We start from the raw sequence: 15,956 nt of genomic DNA, 5'->3' as shown, positions 1-15,956 counted from the left end.
GGCCCGGACGGTGCCCGGTGCACCGGCGGGTAGGGTTGCCCGTCATGACCAGCGCCCCGACCGCCACCCCCGCCGTCCGGCTGCCGTCGCTGACCGGGCTGCGCTGGGTCGCCGCCCTGCTGGTCTTCGGCTTCCACGCGGGAACCATGCGGATCGTCGCCGAGCCCGACTACAGGGCGGTCGTGGATCGGCTGTTCGCCCTCGGCCTGTCCGGTGTGGAGTTCTTCTTCATCCTCAGTGGATTCGTCCTGGTCTGGTCATACCGGGACGGTGAGCGACGACGCACCTTCCTGCGGCGCCGGCTCGCCAAGATCTACCCGAACCACCTGGTGACGTTCGTCGCGGCGCTGGCCGTCGCGTTCTGGCTCGCCGACCCGGTCGCCCCGTGGGCCGCGCTCGGCAACCTCGCCCTGGTCCAGGCGTGGAATCCCACCCCGGGCTACTTCTACAGCGTCAACACGGTGAGCTGGTCGCTCTCCTGCGAGCTGGCCTTCTACCTCTGCCTGCCGCTGGTGCTGCCCGCGCTGCGCCGGGCCCGGACCGGCGTGCTCCGCGCGGTGCTGATCGCCGCGCCGCTGCTCATCCTGGCCCTCTGGCCCGGCCAGCGGCTGGTGCCCGAGGAGAGCCGCTGGTGGTTCACCCAGATCTTCCCGGTGGTCCGGTCGCTGGAGTTCTGGATGGGCGTGGCCGCGGCCGAGCTGATGCGCCGGGGACGCTGGCGCGGGCCCGGGCTGACCGTGGCCAGCCTGCTCTTCGTCGCCACCTGGGTGGTCGCCGCGCAGTGGGTCCGCGCCGAGCTCTGGGCGGCCCTGCTCGCGGTGGCGTACCTGCTGGTGATCACCGCCGCCGCGGACGCCGACGTGCGCGGCCTACCCACGCCGTGGCGGTCCCGGCCGATGGTCTGGCTCGGTGAGGTGTCGTTCGCCTTCTACCTGGTGCACGTCCTGGTGATGCAGACCGTGCTGCGCCTCACCGGGCACTGGGGTGCGGGGCTGCCCGGCGGCTGGGGCCCGCTCGCGGTACTCGGCTTCCTGCTGGCCAACCTGCTGCTCGCCGCCGCCCTGCACCGCTGGGTGGAGACGCCGATGATGCGCCTGCTCGGGCCGCCGCGCCGGGCCCGCGTCCCGGCCGCCTCCGCCGCGCCGGCGCCCGCCGTGCCGGCCCCGCGGTCGGCCCCTGCCGGGCCGGTCGAGGCCCGCCCCACCCCGGGCCGGCCGGTCGCGTACGCCGGACGGCGCGACCCGGGCTGAGCCACGCCCGACCCGGCCGGCGCGCCGGGAACTCCCGTTCCGAACTCTGTCCACCCTGGTCGGTGCCCCGGTCCGAGCCCTGGCGACACGCCCGGGACGATGCGGCGCGCGGGTCTCGACGGTAGGTTTGGCACGTGCTTCCGATCGCGCTCACCTGTCCCCTGTGGTGGGTGGCGCGCTGGACGGCCCGCATGCTGGCCAGCCTGGCCGTGGTGGTCGCCTGCTCGCTCGGCGCGGCCACGTTGCCGGTCGGGGTGGCCGCGCAGGCCGCTGCCGCCCAGGCCGCTCCCGGCCCGGTCGACACCTGGACGGTCCGCGCCGGTTCCCCCGACCGCGCCCTCGGCTTCGTCCCCACCGGTTCGCCCGACACGGTGACCGGTGCCGCGGCGCGGGCCGGGGCGGCAACCGCCGACGTCGACCCGGGAACGGCGGCCGACCGGCCGGTCGTGCCGGCTCCGGCGGCACCGCGGCCGGCCGGGGTCGCCCCGCCGGAGCGATACCCCCTCCCGGTCGGGCTGGTGCCCGCGACCGTCGGCTCCCGGGCCCCGCCCGCCCGCTGACTTCGGGGCGGCCCGGCCCGCCCTCGCCGCACCACCGAACCTCACCCCCGCACGCGCCCGACGGCGGCCCGGCGGCGCCCGCCCCGGTTCGCGCCCCGCCCCGCCGGCCGTGCGGACCTCTCCGCCACGACGTTTCCCGTGAGGTGCCGACCATGGAGAAGACCGTTCTCCACCACTTCCTGACCGAGGTCCCCGAAGCCACCGCCATCTGGTCCGCCCTGCTCCTGCTCGCCCTCGGGCTGCTCGCCGCGCTGGTCGCCCGACCGGAGCGGGACGCCCCGCCCGACCCGGCCCCCGATCCGACCGCCGAGCGGGCGGCCCGCCTCGCCGACCTGTCCCGCTACGCCGACGAGGTGGCGGTGGCCGCCGACGGGGCCGCGCAGACCGCCCGGCGCCGGCGCGAGCAGTGGCTCGCCACCCAGGACGAGGCCGATCGGGCCTGGCGGGCGTACGACGAGGCCGACGGGGCCGCCCGCCGCGTCGCCGGCGCCGCCGCGCTGCCTCCGCCGCGGACGCCCCGGACACCCGCCGAGTACGCGGCCCGGGAGCGCTGGCTGCACCACGCCGCGATGGCGGCGCACTGGCGGGGCGAGTTGACCGCCCGGCAGCTCGCCGACGTGCTGGCGCACCGCAACGGGTGGGACCCGCGCCGGCACCCGGCCGAGCAGGAGATCGTGCTGGCCCGGGCGGTACGCGACGGCCGGCGCGCCGGCTGGCGGGCCGCCGCCGAGCGGGAGCAGCGGGCCTGGCGGGACGCCGAACTGGCCGCCGAGGCGGCCCGCGCCCTGGCCGCCGAGGCGTACGCGGCCGCCGCGGCGCTGCGCCCCGGCCCCGCCCCGGCCCGCCCCGCCGAGCCGGCGACCCAGCCCCTCGCCCCGGTGCCGGCCGGCCCGCGGGCGGCGCCGACGGCGCGGTGGCGGCCGGCGCGCGTGGGCTGAATCGTTACCCGAATGCGGTGAGCCCGGTCACGGCCGGACGGAAACGGTCATCGGGATCAGGTCGGGCGATCGACCCCCGCAATTCCGGGTCGGTCGCCACCCGATGTCCGATTGTCGCCCGACGGTTCCGGGATAACTGGTCGTCCCATTGAGTAACGTCAGTGATCGACTGTTCCGGTCAGAGTAACGATGTTCGAGGTTTACGCAGGTGGGGGCGCTTGGCTTGCGGCGTACCCACCGGTAGTGTCGGCGCGTCCGGTGCGGTTTTCGATCGCAAGTGGCGACGCCGTGCCGACCCGCCTAATCGTGATCTCACGAACCGGGGACCCAGGGCAACACCGGGGTGAATCCGCGAGCCACGGCCCGCGGTAGGGCGTACTTCCCGCCCGAATCCGTCAGCTAACCCGGTAGGCGGCCACGGAAGGAGTTCCATTCCTCGTGCGAACCACCCCCCGACACTCCCCCCGCCTCCACGGCATCGCGGTGCCGGCGCTCGCCTGACCGGCGACTCCTGGCACCGTCCCCCAGCCCGGCCCGCCGGGCGCTCCCATCCCCGCGGCCACCCGCTCCCCGCAACGCGCGTGAACTCCTCCGCGTGTCGGGCCGGCGTGTGCCGCTCAGGCCCCCCGTGGAGGAACACGTGAAGCACCGAATGAAGCGTCAGCTGCGGCGTGTCGTGACCGAGCGCCCGGCCCGGATCGTCGCCGGCTCGGCCGCGGCGCTCGTGCTCGCCGGCGGCGTCGGCGCGGCGATCGCCGCCACCGACGGCAGCACCCCGGTCCGCCAGGAGAACGCGGCCGCCGTCGCCGAGCTGGCCCCGCGCCTCGGTGACGTCGCCACCCGCGGCGAGGCCCGGGTCGCCGCCCCGTCGCCGTCCGCCTCGCCGAGCGCGTCGCCGTCGGCGTCCGCGTCGGCCAGGGCCAAGGCCTCCGCCGACCCGGACACCACCCGCAAGGCGAAGCCGAAGCCGCCGTCGACCAAGGTCCTCGACTACACCTACGAGGCGCAGAACCAGTTCTGGAACTGCGGCCCGGCCGCGGTGCGCAACGCGCTCAGCGCGAGCGGCGTCGAGACCACCCAGGAAGCGATGGCGGTCCCGCTCGGCACCACCGAGAACGGCACCAACTCCGCCGAGGACACCACCCGGGGCCTGAACCAGATGGTCAAGGGCAACCCGTACAAGACCCACATGTTCGGCGGCTCGGCGAGCCCGGCGGAGATGGACCAGCTCCAGGCGGACGTGGTCAAGGCGATCACCGACGGTCGGGGCGTGGTGGTCAACGTGGCCGGCGACGCCACCGACACCGACGGCGGCTGGCACTCGTTCCCGGGCGGCCACTACATCGCCGTCATCGGCTACAAGAACGACGGCCGGACCGTGCGGATCGCCGACTCGGCGAACCCGGCGCTGCCCGAGTACTGGATCAGCACCATCGACCTGGCGAACTGGGCGGGCACCCGCGGCTACTCCGCCTGATCGCACCCTTCCCCGTCGGGCCCCGGCTTCCTGAGCCGGGGCCCGACGTCGTCTGTCGGACTCCCGCCGCTGCCGGTCTCGCGCGCCGTGTCCGCCGGGTGGCACACTGCGCCGTATGGGCGATGCGACAGGTATCCGCCATCTGCTGCTCCTCCACGGCATGGGAGCCACCGGCGAGGTGTGGCTGCCGTGGGCGCCGCTGCTGGAGCGCCGCTGGCCGGGGCGCTGGCTCGCCCCCGACCTCGCCGGCCACGGCTGGTCGCCGCCGCTGCCGGCGTACTCCTTCGAGGCCCTCGCGAGCCGGGTTGTGGCGAGCCTCGGTCCGGTGGCCGAGCGGCTCGGCCCCCGGGACCGCCTCGTCGTGCTCGGCCACTCGCTCGGCGGCGTGGTGGCGCTGGCCCTCGCCGCGCGGGCCCGGCGCCTACCGGTGGACGCGGTGGTCGGGCTCGGCATCAAGGCCGCCTGGTCCCCGGCCGAGCTGGACAAGGCCCGGGAGCTGGCCCAGCGGCCGGTGACCTGGTTCAGCAGCCGGGACGAGGCCGCCCGCCGCTACCTGCGGGTCGCCGGGCTGGCCGGGCTGTTCGCCCCGGACCACCCGGTGGTCGACGCGGGGCTGCGCCGCGAGGACGGCCGCTGGCGGCTGGCCATGGACCCGGCCGCGTTCGCGGTGGGGGAGCCACGGCTGCCCGCGCTGCTCGCCGCGACGGACGTGCCGGTGCTGCTGGCCCGCGGCGAGCAGGACCCGATGGTCTCCGACGCGCAGCTCAAGGAGCTCGGCGTGCCGGTGACCAGCCTGCCGGGGCTCGGCCACAACGCACACGTCGAGGATCCGGAGGCGGTGCTCGCCCTGCTCGACCCGTACCTGTGACGGCTCAGGCGGTGGGGGAGAGCGGCGAGCCGTCCGGCGCCGGCGCTTCGGCGGCGCGCGGCGCGGGCCGGTTCCACTCCGGTTCCAGCTCCCGGCGGGCGGCGTCGAGGAACGCCTCGGCGTACGACTCGGCGGGGAAGTCACCCAGGTAGCGGCTGCGGGTCGCCCAGCGGTCCGCCGCCTTCGGGTCGGTGTCGAGCAGCTCGGTGAGCACCTCGTCCACGTTGGACATGTCGCGGCGCAGCACGTAGCCGGAACCGGCGAGGGGGAACCGCGTCACGAAGTCCGCGCCGTCGGCGCCCATGTCGGTCACCGCGTACGGCTTGCCCGAGTAGAGGTAGTCGGAGATGACCCCGGAGACGTCCGAGACCAGCGCGTCCGAGCGGTTCACGCACTCGGTCAGGCTCAGCTCGCGGCCGGCCGCCGCGCCCCACAGGTGCGCCCGGCCGGTCCTGGCCCGGTCGGCGGCGAGCAGCTCGGTGAGCCGGGCCAGCTGCCGCGCCGAGGCCGGGTTCTGCGCCGTGTACGGGTGGGCCCGCAGGATCACCGTGGCGCCCCGGTCCAGCAGCCGGCGGATCACCGTCTCGGCCACCGGCAGCGAGCAGTAGTTGGCGTCGGCGTGGTGCCCCGTCCAGGTGGGGGTGTAGAGCACGGTCGGGTTCGCCGCTCCGCGCGCCGGTTCCCGGCGTACCTCGATCGCCTCGACCTGGGGGCGGCCGACCACCACGAACTTCTCGGCGGGAATCTCCACGCCGGCCCGGGCGTACCGGTCGATCGCCGCCTGCCCGGCGACGAAGATCTTGTCGAAGATCGCCGAGACCGGGTTGGCGCTGGGCGCCTTGTCGCTGTCGCCGTGGTGCAGCTGCACGTGGGTGAGCTGGGAGAAGCGGATGCAGTGGCTGTTCTTCGCGCCATGGTTGACGTAGAAGGCCACGCGCAGGCTCGGCACCAGCGCCTCGTCCATGGTCTTCAGCGTCGGGCAGAAGACCACCGGCGCGCGGGTCGCCGCGGCGACGGCCGGCAGGAACTCCGGCTCCCGGAGCAGCACCAGGAACGGCCGGCCGATCCGCTCCAGGTACGGCAGCCACATGGTGACCTGGTACTCCGACCCGGGCGGGGCGGAGAAGTAGAGCACGAACTCGGGCTGGTGCCGGCGCAGCGCGCGGCCGACCGGGCCGCCGCCGGCGGGCGGGCGGAACCGGCGCCGGGCCAGGTCCAGCCCGACCGCGCCGCAGCCCGCCGCGACCAGCAGGGCGGCGATCAGCGCCACCCAGGCCGGCAGGGCCAGGCCGGCGGCCACCGCCACCACGGCGAGCAGCCCGAGCAGCGCGTCCCCGAGCCGGGCGGCGACCAGCGGGGTCCATGAGCGGACCGGCAGGTTGGCCGCGCGGATCTCCAGCGCGCCGGCGTCGCGCAGCGGGCCCACCAGCAGCACCAGGCCGAGCAGGACCAGCGCGGTCAGGGCGAGCGCGGGGTCGAAGCCGCCGTCGAGCCGGCGGGCGTAGCCGACCAGGATCCCGGCGGCGACCAGCACCGACTCGGCCACGGCGTCGGCGTTGGGCCGGATCCGGCGCTCCACCGCGGCGGCGGCCAGCGCGGCCACGGCGATCGCCAGGCCCCAGCCGGTGGCCCCGGTGAGCGCCACGACGAGGAAGGCCAGCACCGCCAGCCCGGTGGTCAGCACCCGGGCGAGCAGCTTCCGGACCAGGTCACCACGCATCTGGCTCGTCCCGTCCCGCGGCTCAGGCGTCGACGCCGGTGGGCAGCTGCTCGGATGACTGCGGGCCGGCCTGGGCGGGCACCGCCGCGACCGGCTCGCCGGGCGCCCGGCGCACGTCGATCACCTGGCCGGTCAGTTCGGAGATCAGCACGTCCAGGGAGGCCTGCGCGACCGCCTCGGCGGAGAGCAGGGTGTGCTCCGGCTCCTCGCCGAACGCCTTGGTGCGCATCGGGGTGGCGGTGCGCTCCGGGTTGACGCAGTTGACCCGTACGCCGAACTCCGCCCACTCGTCGGCCAGCGCCTGGGTCAGGTTGACCAGCGCGGCCTTGGTGGCCGAGTAGAGCGCGTACCGGGCCCGGCCCCGGGTGTAGGAGCTGGACGTGTAGAGCAGCAGCTGGCCCTTGGTCTGCTGGAGGTAGGGCAGGGACTGCCGGGCGATGGTGACCGGGCCGACGAAGTTGACGTGCAGGAGCCGGTCCATGGTGTCCTGGTCCATCTCCGCGAGCGCCCCCTTCTCCAGGATGCCGGCGGTGACCACCACGTGGTCGATCCGGCCGGTCGCCTCGAAGGCGGTCTTCAGCGCCTCGGCCACGTCCTCGGCCCGCTCCACGTGCGTGCCGGTGGTGGAGCGGCTGAACGGGAAGACCTGGGCGCCGTAGCGGCGGGCCAGCTCGGTCAGGTCGTGGCCGATGCCGTAGCTGCCGCCGAAGACCACGATGGTCCGGCCGGTCAGCTCCTCGGTGTAGCTGCGGTGGTCGCTGACCTTGGGCGCCTGGGCGGCGGCGAGCTGGAAGAGCTTGTCCGCCAGGTGCACGTCGACCGGGTGGGTGACCTTGATGTTCTCGTCCGAGCCGTCGATCACCTTGATCGGCGTGCCGGGCAGGTAGCGCAGCACCACGCCGCAGTCGTCGGTGGCGGCGAAGTGCGGGTCGCCCTCGGCCCGCCGGTACGCCTCGCGGATGGTGCCGGACCGGAACGCCTGCGGGGTCTGGCCCCGGCGCAGGGTCGAGCGGACCGGGATGTCGGTGATGCAGTCGTCCGCGTCGACCTGGATGATCGTGTCGGCCGACGGGATGGCCACGTCCACCGCCGCGTACGTCCAGAGCGCGTTCACGCACTCGCGGACGATCCGGGCGCTGACCAGCGGCCGGACCGCGTCGTGGAAGAGGACGTTGACGTCACCCTCGCCGACCGCGTCGAGCGCGATGCGGGTGGTGTCGTTGCGGGTGTCGCCGCCCTCGATCACCTTGGTGACCTTGCGGAAGCCGGCGTTGGCGACGATCTGCTCGGCGTCGGGCACGTGGCCGGCGGCCATCAGCACGATGATGTCGTCGATCTCCGGCGCGGCCTCGAAGACGGCCAGGGTGTGCTCGATGATCGGCTTGCCCGCGATCTTCAGCAGCTGCTTCGGGATGCCCAGCCCGAGGCGGGTCCCGGTCCCCCCGGCGAGGATCACCGCCACCGTCCGCGAGGGGCGCCAGGGCGCCGGGCTCGCCGATGCGGCGTCCGGTGCGATGGTGCGGTCCTGCGTCATTTGCCGTTCCTCACTTCTGCGGGGGATGGGGTTTTTACGCCTCGGTGACCGGGTGGTGAACTTTGGTGGGCAACCGAGGAAACCATAACGCGAACGACGGAGCGCACCGACCCGGGCGGAACCGGACCGGTGCGCTCCGTCGGACTACTTCTGGTTCTCGTACGCGTCGCAGACCTCGTCGGTGGGGCCGTCCATCCGCAGGACGCCGCTCTCCAGCCAGAGGGTCCGCTCGCAGGTGTCCCGGATCGAGCCGATGGAGTGGCTGACCAGGAACACCGTGCCGGCGCTGTCGCGCAGCTCCCGGACCCGCTGCTCGCTGCGCGCGCGGAACTTGCGGTCACCGGTGGCGAGGGCCTCGTCGATGAGCAGCACGTCGTGCTTCTTCGCCGAGGAGATGGCGAAGCGCAGCCGGGCGCCCATGCCGGAGGAGTAGGTCCGCATCGGCAGCGAGGCGAAGTCGCCCCGCTCGTTGATCCCGGAGAACTCGATGATCTCCGGCGCCAGCCGCTTGACCTCCTCCGGCGGCATGCCCATGGCCAGGCAGCCGAGCACCACGTTGCGCTCGCCGGAAAGGTCGTTGAGCAGGGCCGCGTTCACGCCGAGCAGCGAGGGCTGGCCCTGGGTGTAGACGGCGCCCCGGGCCGGCGGCAGCAGGCCGGCGATGGCCCGCAGCAGGGTCGACTTGCCGGAGCCGTTGCTGCCGATCAGGCCGATGGCCTCACCCTCGTACGCGGTGAAGCTCACCCCCTTGACCGCGTGCACCTCGCGGATGTTCGGCGCGCTGGTCCGGGACACGATGCGCTTGAGGGCGGAGACCGGGCTGGTGCCCCCGGTGGCGCCCTTGTGCACCCGGTAGATCACGTGCACGTCGTCCACCACGACGGTGGGGACGCGCCCCGAGTCGACGACGGCGGCGCTGCCCGCCGGCTGGATCTGCTCAGCCACGTCCGTACTCCTCTTCTCCACGCCAGAAGTAGACGAACCCACCGAGACCCATCACGACCGCCCAGGCCAGGGCGAGGCCCCAGAGAATCAGCGGCGAGGTCGTCATGTGCGGCTGGTGGGAGTCGAGCAGCGCGTAGCGGGCCAACTCGATGAAGACCAGCGGCGGGTTGCACTCCAGCAGCTTGGCCGCCCAGTGCGGCAGGTGCTCCCGGAAGAGCGAGACCGGGTAGAGCACGCCGGAGGCGTACATCCAGGTCCGCAGCACGAACGGCATGACCTGCTTGAGGTCGGTGAGCTTCGAGCCGAGCCGGGCCATCACCATGGTCAGCCCGACGTTGAAGACGGTCTGCAGCAGCAGCATCGGGGCGATCAGCAGCCAGCGGAAGGACAGCGGCTCGCCGGTCAGCAGGACGATGCCGGCCAGCACCACCATCGACATGAGCAGCTGCTGGAGCTGCACCAGGGTGACGGTGATCGGCAGCGCCGCCCGCGGGAACTGCAGCGCCCGGATCAGCCCCAGGTTGCCCGTGATGGCGCTGGTGCCCTGGAGCACCGCGCTCTGGGTGAACATGAAGATGAACACACCGGTGCAGAGGTACGCGATGAAGTTCGGCACGGTCCGGTGCTGGGACAGGATCACGCCGAAGATCAGGTAGTAGACCGCCGCGTTGGTGAGCGGGGTCAGCACCTGCCACAGCTGGCCGAGCTGTGTCTGGCTGAACGACGAGGCGACCTTCGCCCGCGAGTACGCGGTCATGAAGTGTCGGTACGCCCACAGGCGGCGGGCGTACTCGGCCAGGGGCGGGCGTTCCCCGGCGATCCGGAGCCCGTACCGCTGCGCGAGCTGGGCCCGGGTGAGCCCGGATTCGGGGTCGGCCACCGCGGTGTTGGCCATGGTCAGGCGCTCCGATCTTTCGTGCTGATGGGGAGCAATGAGAATGTGTCGCGGCGTTGAAATCTAGCGTGGCCGGTGTGGGGAGGGTGCCTCGCTGCTGCGTGGAAGGTAGTCCAAAACACGTCGGGACGCAACCGTACCGTCGTTGCGCTACATTGTTCCCCGTGAAGACCGACAAGAGGCGGGCACCGGCCGGCGCGGCCGTTCTTCGCGACGACATCACCAAGGGCATCCGGCGGGCCGTCATGCAGGAGCTGGCGCAGGTCGGATACGGACGACTGTCGATCGAGGCGGTCGCCCGGCGGGCCGGGGTCAGCAAGACGGCGATCTACCGCCGCTGGCGCTCCAAGCTCGAGTTGGTGCTCGACATGGTGACCGCCGCCGCGGGGCGCAAGCTGCCCCTGCTCGACACCGGCACCCTGCACGGGGACGTCGAGGTGCTGCTCCTCGTCGCCTCCGGGGCGCTCAGCCACCCGCTGGCGTCGCAGATCATTCCCGACCTGCTCGCCGAGGCGGCGCGCAACCCGCAGATCGCGGAGACGCTGGAGAAGGCGATGCGCGACTACCAGGCGCGCGTCGGCGAGATCGTGATCGGCCGGGCGGTCGCCCGCGGCGAGCTGCCGGCCGGCGCCGACCCGTGGGCCGCGGCTGACCTGATCGTCGGCCCCGTCTACTGGCGCCTGGCGATCTCCCGGTCACCCCTGGACACGCCTCAGCTCAGCCGCATGGCAACCGCTGTCGTCGCGGCTCTGCGAGTAGCATGTACGGGTTCGGCCGAGCAGGACCAAGAGGTGTGGGACGCCCGCACCCTGACCGAATCTGAACCGCACCGGGCCGGCGCATGAACGTTGCGGGAGCACAATTTACCGCTCAGTCGGACCGGCTACTATCGCCAACCGAACCCCCACCAGCACCATCTACACCAGGAGGATCCCCCATGGCTGGGCAGCACCCAGACTTTATCCCACCAGCACGGCCGATCATCGGCGAAGCCGAGATTGAGGCGGCTGTCCGGGTGCTGCGTAGCGGCAAGGTGGTGCAGGGGCCCGAGGTCGCGGCGTTCGAGGAGGAGTTCGGCGAGCTCGTCGCCGGCCGGCACTGCGTCGCCGTCAACTCCGGCACCTCCGCCCTGCAGCTGACCCTGATGGCGCTCGGCTTCGGCCCGGGCGACGAGGTGATCGTGCCGTCGTTCTCCTTCGCGGCCAGCGCCAACGCGGTCCGGCTGGTCGGCGCCGAGCCGGTCTTCGTGGACATCGAGCCGGGCAGCTTCTGCGTCGACCCGGAGGCGGTCGCCGCCGCGGTGACCCCGCGGACCGTCGCCATCATGCCGGTCCACCTCTACGGCCACCCCGCCGCGATGGACAAGATCATGGCGATCGCCGAGCGGCACAACCTCGCCGTGGTCGAGGACGCCGCCCAGGCGCACGGCGCCAGCCTGCACGGCACCCCGGTCGGCGCGTTCGGCACCGCCGGCTGCTTCAGCTTCTACCCCACCAAGAACATGCACGCCCTGGAGGGCGGCATGATCAGCACCGCCGACGCCGGCCTCGCCCGCACCCTGCGGCTGCTGCGCAACCAGGGCATGGAGCAGCGGTACGCCAACGAGATCGTCGGCGCCAACATGCGGATGACCGACGTGGCCGCCGCCATCGGCCGGGTGCAGCTGACCCAGCTGGGGGAGTGGACCGAGCAGCGCCGGGCCAACGCCAAGTTCCTCGACTCCAACATCACCGGCATGGTGACCCCGCCGGTGGCCGACGCCGCCCGGCACGTCTACCACCAGTACACGGTGCGGGTGCAGGGCAACCGGGACGCCGCCATGGCCCGCCTGACCGAGCTGGGCATCGGCAACGCCGTCTACTACCCGACCCCGATCCACCGCCTCAAGCCGTACCTGACCGAGGACGGCAAGCCGGGCCCGTGGGACCTGCCGGAGACCGAGCGGGCCGCGGCCGAGGTCGTCTCGCTGCCGGTGCACCCGTCGCTCAGCCAGGCCGACCTGGAGCGGATCGCCGAGGGCGCGAACCTGGCCGGGGGTGCCCGATGAGCCAGGGCCGCAAGCTGCGCGCCGGCCTGATCGGCCTCGGCGCGATGGGTCGCAACCACGGCCGGGTGCTCTCCGGCCTCGACGGCGTCGAGCTGGTCGGCATCGTCGACCCGGCCGGCGACGTCACCGGCACCCTGCGCGCGCCGGTCGTGCCCGAGCTGGGCGAGCTGCTCGCCATGGGGATCGACTACGCGGTGGTCGCCTGCCCGACCGCGCTGCACGAGCAGGTCGGCCTGGAGCTGGCCCGCAACGGCGTCAGCGCGCTGATCGAGAAGCCGCTGGCCCAGTCCGTCGAGGCGGCCACCCGGCTGGTCGAGGCGTTCGAGGCGGCCGGGCTGGTCGCCGGCGTCGGCCACATCGAGCGCTACAACCCGGCCCTGCAGAGCCTGCGGCTGCGGCTGGAGGCCGGTGAGCTGGGCGAGGTCTACCAGGTCGTCACCCGGCGGCAGGGCCCGTTCCCGCACCGGATCGCCGACGTCGGCGTGGTCATGGACCTCGCCACCCACGACATCGACCTGACCAGCTGGGTCACCGGCCAGGAATACACCTCGGTTTCGGCCCGGACGGTGTCCCGCAGCGGCCGGCTGCACGAGGACATGGTCGCCGTGGTCGGCCAGCTCACCGACGGCACCATGGTCAACCACCTGGTCAACTGGCTCAGCCCGCTCAAGGAGCGGTCCACTGTGATCACCGGCGACAAGGGCTGCTTCGTCGCCGACACGCTCACCGCGGACCTGACCTTCTACGCCAACGGCGCGATCGACACCGAGTGGGAGGCGCTGCGCGCCTTCCGCGGGGTGGCCGAGGGCGACATGGTGCGCTACGCCATCCCGAAGCGCGAGCCGCTGCTCGTCGAGCACGAGCGGTTCCGCGACGCGGTGGAGGGCAAGGAGAGCGACATCGTCACGCTCCGTCAGGGACTGCGCACCGTCGAGGTGGCCGGGGCGCTGCTGCGTTCGGCCTCGGACGGCAGCACCGTGACCGTTGGGGCGCGGCACGCGTCCCCCGCCGAGGGCGCCGTCCCTACCCGCTGACCCGGGCGGCCGCGGCCCGCACCGGCGGGCCGCGGCCGGGCGCGAACCCGTCCGCCCCTCATTCCACGAAGGACCGCGAATGTCATCGCCCTCCCGCCCGCCGAGACTCGTCGTCCTGGTCGCGAACGGCATCACCGGAGACTCCCGCGTCCAGAAGACCGCCATCGCCGCCGCCCGGGACGGCTGGGACGTCGTCCTGGTGGGTCGCAGCCCGAAGAAGAAGGGCAAGGAGCCCGAGCACTCCGCGATGGGCCCGATCGAGGTGATCCGCGTTCCCGTCCCGCCGGTGCTCTCCCGGCAGCACGGCAGCCGGCACCGGGTGCGCCGCGTGCTCACCCAGTTCCGCATCCCCGACAAGTCGGCGCTGAACCGCTACCGCGCCCGGCACCAGGCGTGGCTGCGCAAGCAGACCGGCAAGGCGAACCCGCCGCCGCGCGCCTGGATCAAGGCCCACGAGACGTTCCACGAGCTGCGCGTGCGCGCCTGGGGTTGGGAGCAGTTCCACGGCAGCAAGCCGGGCGCGCCGACCGGTGACTGGCGGACCGACTGGCCGATCCTGCTCGACATCGACCTGGCCTTCGGGCCGGTGCTCGAGGAGCTCGAGCCGGACGTCATCCACGCCAACGACATCAACACCATCCCCGCCGCGGCGATGAGCGCGGCCCGGCTGCGCGCCCGGGGCAAGAAGTGCGTCTGGCTCTACGACGCCCACGAGTACGTCCAGGGCGTGGAGTGGCCCAAGCCGCACCAGGCCAGCGGCGTGAAGGCCGCCGAGCGGGAGTTCATCGCCCGGGCCGACGCCGTGGTGACCGTCTCCGAGCAGATCGCCGAGATGCTGCGCAGCCAGTACGCGCTGCCGAAGAGCCCGCTGGTGGTCGGCAACTCGCCGGTCCGGGACGGTATCCGCAGCGGCAACGTCGAGGCGTCCGTGCGCGCCCGGGTCGGCCTGGCCGAGGACGTCCCGCTGATGGTCTACGGCGGCTGGATCGGCCCGGAGCGCGGCCTGGACACCGTGATCGCGGCCCTGCCGAAGCTGCCCGAGCACCACCTGGCGCTGGTCACCGGACGGATGACCCCGCTGCTCGAGGAGCTGCTGGCCAAGGCCGAGGCGCTCGGCGCCCGCGACCGGGTGCACCTGCTGCCCTACGTGGCGCCCTACGAGGTCGCCGACTACCTCAGCTCGGCCGACCTGGGGCTGATCCCGTTCCAGCGCACGCCCAACTGCGAGCTCTCCCTGCCGACCAAGGTCTCCGAGTACCTGCACGCGGGGCTGCCCCTGGTCACCAGCGACGTGCAGGTGGTCAGCGCGTACGTCAAGCAGCACGACATCGGCGAGGTGTTCCCCTCCGGCGACGTGGCGGGCTTCGTCGCCGCGGTCGAGCGGGCCACCGCCCGTCGGTCGGAGCTGGCCGGGCACATCAGCGAGGAGATCCTCGACGACCTCTCCTGGGAGCGGCAGAGCGGCACGCTGCTCAAGCTCTACCGGGACATCTCCGGTCTCGCCCCGGCGGCGCCGCGCCCGGACATCGCGTGGACCGTGCAGGAGCGCCCGGCGGGGCTGCTGCCCGGCCGGGCGGCCGAGCGGCGCGAGCTGCCGACCTGGCGGGCCCTCACCGACACCAAGGTCCGGCTCGGCCTCGGCCCGGCCAACTACGCCGGGCAGGCCGCCGCGTTCGCTAAGGCGATCTCCCGCGACAACCCGGACGTGTCGATCGAGGTGGTGATGAACAAGCTCCCCACCTCCTTCGACTACCCCGCGGACGTCTACCTCGAGTCGCTGCGCCAGCCCGAGCTCGACTTCCAGCTGGAGCAGGTCAACCGGGTGCTCAGCCAGTACACCCACGTGCTGGTGGACGCGTTCATGCCGCTGCTCGGGCACCTCAACGGCGACAACATCGAGGGTGACCTGCCGGCGCTGCACAAGGCCGGCATCAAGGTGGCGCTGCTGGCGCACGGCAGCGAGGTCCGCCACCCCGGGCGGCACCAGGAGCGGCACCAGTTCTCGCTCTTCGCCGACGCGCCGAAGGGCGTCGCGGCCAAGCTGCAGAAGAAGGCGGAGCGGAACCGGCGGGTGGCCGAGGAGTCCGGCCTGCCGGCCTTCGTGACCACGCCGGACCTGCTGGAGGACCTGCCCTGGGCGACCTGGACGCCGCTGGTGGTGGACGTCGAGTCCTGGGCGTGCGACCGGCCGGTGATGGAGCGGGCCCGCCCGCTGGTGCTGCACGCGCCCTCCAAGCGCTGGACCAAGGGCACCGACCGGATCCTGCCGGCCATGCAGGCGCTGCACGACAAGGGCGTCATCGAGCTGCGCCTCGCCGAGGGCGTCGCCTGGGCCGAGATGCGCGAGCTGGTCCGCGAGTGCGACCTGGTGCTCGACCAGTTCACCACGGGCAGCTTCGGCACCTTCGCGGTGGAGGCGATGGCGGCCGGCAAGCCGGTGGTGGCCTACCTCAGCGAGCAGGTGACCAAGACCGTCGGCGGTGACCTGCCGATCGTCAACGCCTCCCCGGCCAACCTGACCGAGGTGGTGGAGTCGCTGCTCGACGACCGGGACGCCACCGCCAAGATCGGCCTCGCCTCGGCCGAGTACGCCCGCGCGTACCACGACGGCACCTGGACGGCCCGTCAGCTCGCCTCGTTCCTCAGCAGCTGACCGCCCCGGCACGACGACGGCCCGCCGACCTTCCG

General features: G+C 73.4%; 13 protein-coding genes and 1 riboswitch. Of the genes, 9 read left to right on the top strand and 4 right to left on the bottom strand.

Going from position 1 to position 15,956, the window contains the following annotated elements:
* Window positions 1–44 precede the first annotated feature (44 nt).
* From Q2K19_RS00935 to Q2K19_RS00915, 5 genes are all read left to right on the top strand, one after another.
* Window positions 45–1,250, top strand: a complete 1,206-nt coding sequence (locus tag Q2K19_RS00935; RefSeq protein WP_302766779.1) for an acyltransferase family protein — start codon at window positions 45–47, stop codon at window positions 1,248–1,250.
* Window positions 1,251–1,384: 134 nt separating this feature from the next.
* Window positions 1,385–1,810, top strand: coding sequence for a hypothetical protein (locus tag Q2K19_RS00930; protein ID WP_302766777.1), 426 nt, complete (start codon window positions 1,385–1,387; stop codon window positions 1,808–1,810).
* A 152-nt stretch (window positions 1,811–1,962) separates the two neighbouring features.
* The gene (locus Q2K19_RS00925) at window positions 1,963–2,748 is read left to right on the top strand and encodes a hypothetical protein (protein WP_302766774.1); all 786 of its coding nucleotides are present in this window, start codon (window positions 1,963–1,965) and stop codon (window positions 2,746–2,748) included.
* Between the two features lie 287 nt (window positions 2,749–3,035).
* A riboswitch (cyclic di-AMP (ydaO/yuaA leader) is annotated at window positions 3,036–3,177 on the top strand.
* A 199-nt stretch (window positions 3,178–3,376) separates the two neighbouring features.
* Window positions 3,377–4,225 (top strand): C39 family peptidase, encoded by an 849-nt coding sequence (locus tag Q2K19_RS00920; protein ID WP_302766772.1) that lies wholly within the window; start codon window positions 3,377–3,379, stop codon window positions 4,223–4,225.
* 115 nt (window positions 4,226–4,340) lie between these two features.
* Window positions 4,341–5,093, top strand: a complete 753-nt coding sequence (locus tag Q2K19_RS00915) for an alpha/beta fold hydrolase (RefSeq protein WP_302766771.1) — start codon at window positions 4,341–4,343, stop codon at window positions 5,091–5,093.
* A gap of 4 nt (window positions 5,094–5,097) precedes the next feature.
* Here Q2K19_RS00915 and Q2K19_RS00910 read toward each other — a convergent pair whose 3' ends face one another.
* From Q2K19_RS00910 to Q2K19_RS00895, 4 genes are all read right to left on the bottom strand, one after another.
* Window positions 5,098–6,813, bottom strand: a complete 1,716-nt coding sequence (locus Q2K19_RS00910; RefSeq protein ID WP_302766770.1) for a CDP-glycerol glycerophosphotransferase family protein — start codon at window positions 6,811–6,813, stop codon at window positions 5,098–5,100.
* A gap of 22 nt (window positions 6,814–6,835) precedes the next feature.
* Complete coding sequence (locus tag Q2K19_RS00905) at window positions 6,836–8,347, bottom strand: bifunctional cytidylyltransferase/SDR family oxidoreductase (RefSeq protein ID WP_302766767.1); 1,512 nt, start codon at window positions 8,345–8,347, stop codon at window positions 6,836–6,838.
* A 144-nt stretch (window positions 8,348–8,491) separates the two neighbouring features.
* Window positions 8,492–9,292: an ABC transporter ATP-binding protein gene (locus Q2K19_RS00900; RefSeq protein WP_302766765.1), complete on the bottom strand. Its 801-nt coding sequence runs from the start codon at window positions 9,290–9,292 to the stop codon at window positions 8,492–8,494.
* A complete protein-coding gene (locus Q2K19_RS00895; protein WP_302766763.1) occupies window positions 9,285–10,187 on the bottom strand; it encodes an ABC transporter permease in 903 nt (300 codons plus the stop codon). Before Q2K19_RS00895 ends, Q2K19_RS00900 begins: the two co-directional genes overlap by 8 nt.
* Window positions 10,188–10,351: 164 nt before the next feature.
* On the opposite strand from Q2K19_RS00895, the gene Q2K19_RS00890 reads away from it, so the two are divergent.
* The 4 genes from Q2K19_RS00890 (at window position 10,352) to Q2K19_RS00875 (ending at window position 15,921) form a co-directional block, all read left to right on the top strand.
* Entirely contained in the window at window positions 10,352–11,032 is a 681-nt protein-coding gene (locus Q2K19_RS00890; protein WP_302766761.1) for a TetR/AcrR family transcriptional regulator, read from the top strand.
* A 92-nt stretch (window positions 11,033–11,124) separates the two neighbouring features.
* The gene (locus Q2K19_RS00885) at window positions 11,125–12,234 is read left to right on the top strand and encodes a DegT/DnrJ/EryC1/StrS family aminotransferase (protein WP_302766759.1); all 1,110 of its coding nucleotides are present in this window, start codon (window positions 11,125–11,127) and stop codon (window positions 12,232–12,234) included.
* On the top strand, window positions 12,231–13,268 hold the full coding sequence (locus Q2K19_RS00880) for a Gfo/Idh/MocA family protein (RefSeq protein WP_302766757.1): 1,038 nt from the start codon (window positions 12,231–12,233) through the stop codon (window positions 13,266–13,268). Before Q2K19_RS00885 ends, Q2K19_RS00880 begins: the two co-directional genes overlap by 4 nt.
* Before the next feature lie 79 nt (window positions 13,269–13,347).
* Complete coding sequence (locus Q2K19_RS00875; RefSeq protein ID WP_302766755.1) at window positions 13,348–15,921, top strand: glycosyltransferase; 2,574 nt, start codon at window positions 13,348–13,350, stop codon at window positions 15,919–15,921.
* Window positions 15,922–15,956: the final 35 nt, after the last annotated feature.

The organism is Micromonospora sp. NBRC 110009 (assembly GCF_030518795.1).
Classification (GTDB): domain Bacteria; phylum Actinomycetota; class Actinomycetes; order Mycobacteriales; family Micromonosporaceae; genus Micromonospora.
Note: the sequence above shows the minus strand (reverse complement) of the source record. Positions and strands in the feature narration are given on the sequence as shown.

Excerpts from the sequence above, each read along its gene's own strand:
- Q2K19_RS00935 (WP_302766779.1), top strand. The coding sequence starts at position 45 with ATGACCAGCGCCCCGACCGCCACCCCCGCCGTCCGGCTGCCGTCGCTG.
- Q2K19_RS00925 (WP_302766774.1), top strand. The coding sequence starts at position 1,963 with ATGGAGAAGACCGTTCTCCACCACTTCCTGACCGAGGTCCCCGAAGCC.
- Q2K19_RS00915 (WP_302766771.1), top strand. The coding sequence starts at position 4,341 with ATGGGCGATGCGACAGGTATCCGCCATCTGCTGCTCCTCCACGGCATG.
- Q2K19_RS00910 (WP_302766770.1), bottom strand. The coding sequence starts at position 6,813 with ATGCGTGGTGACCTGGTCCGGAAGCTGCTCGCCCGGGTGCTGACCACC.
- Q2K19_RS00905 (WP_302766767.1), bottom strand. The coding sequence starts at position 8,347 with ATGACGCAGGACCGCACCATCGCACCGGACGCCGCATCGGCGAGCCCG.
- Q2K19_RS00895 (WP_302766763.1), bottom strand. The coding sequence starts at position 10,187 with ATGGCCAACACCGCGGTGGCCGACCCCGAATCCGGGCTCACCCGGGCC.
- Q2K19_RS00885 (WP_302766759.1), top strand. The coding sequence starts at position 11,125 with ATGGCTGGGCAGCACCCAGACTTTATCCCACCAGCACGGCCGATCATC.
- Q2K19_RS00880 (WP_302766757.1), top strand. The coding sequence starts at position 12,231 with ATGAGCCAGGGCCGCAAGCTGCGCGCCGGCCTGATCGGCCTCGGCGCG.
- Q2K19_RS00875 (WP_302766755.1), top strand. The coding sequence starts at position 13,348 with ATGTCATCGCCCTCCCGCCCGCCGAGACTCGTCGTCCTGGTCGCGAAC.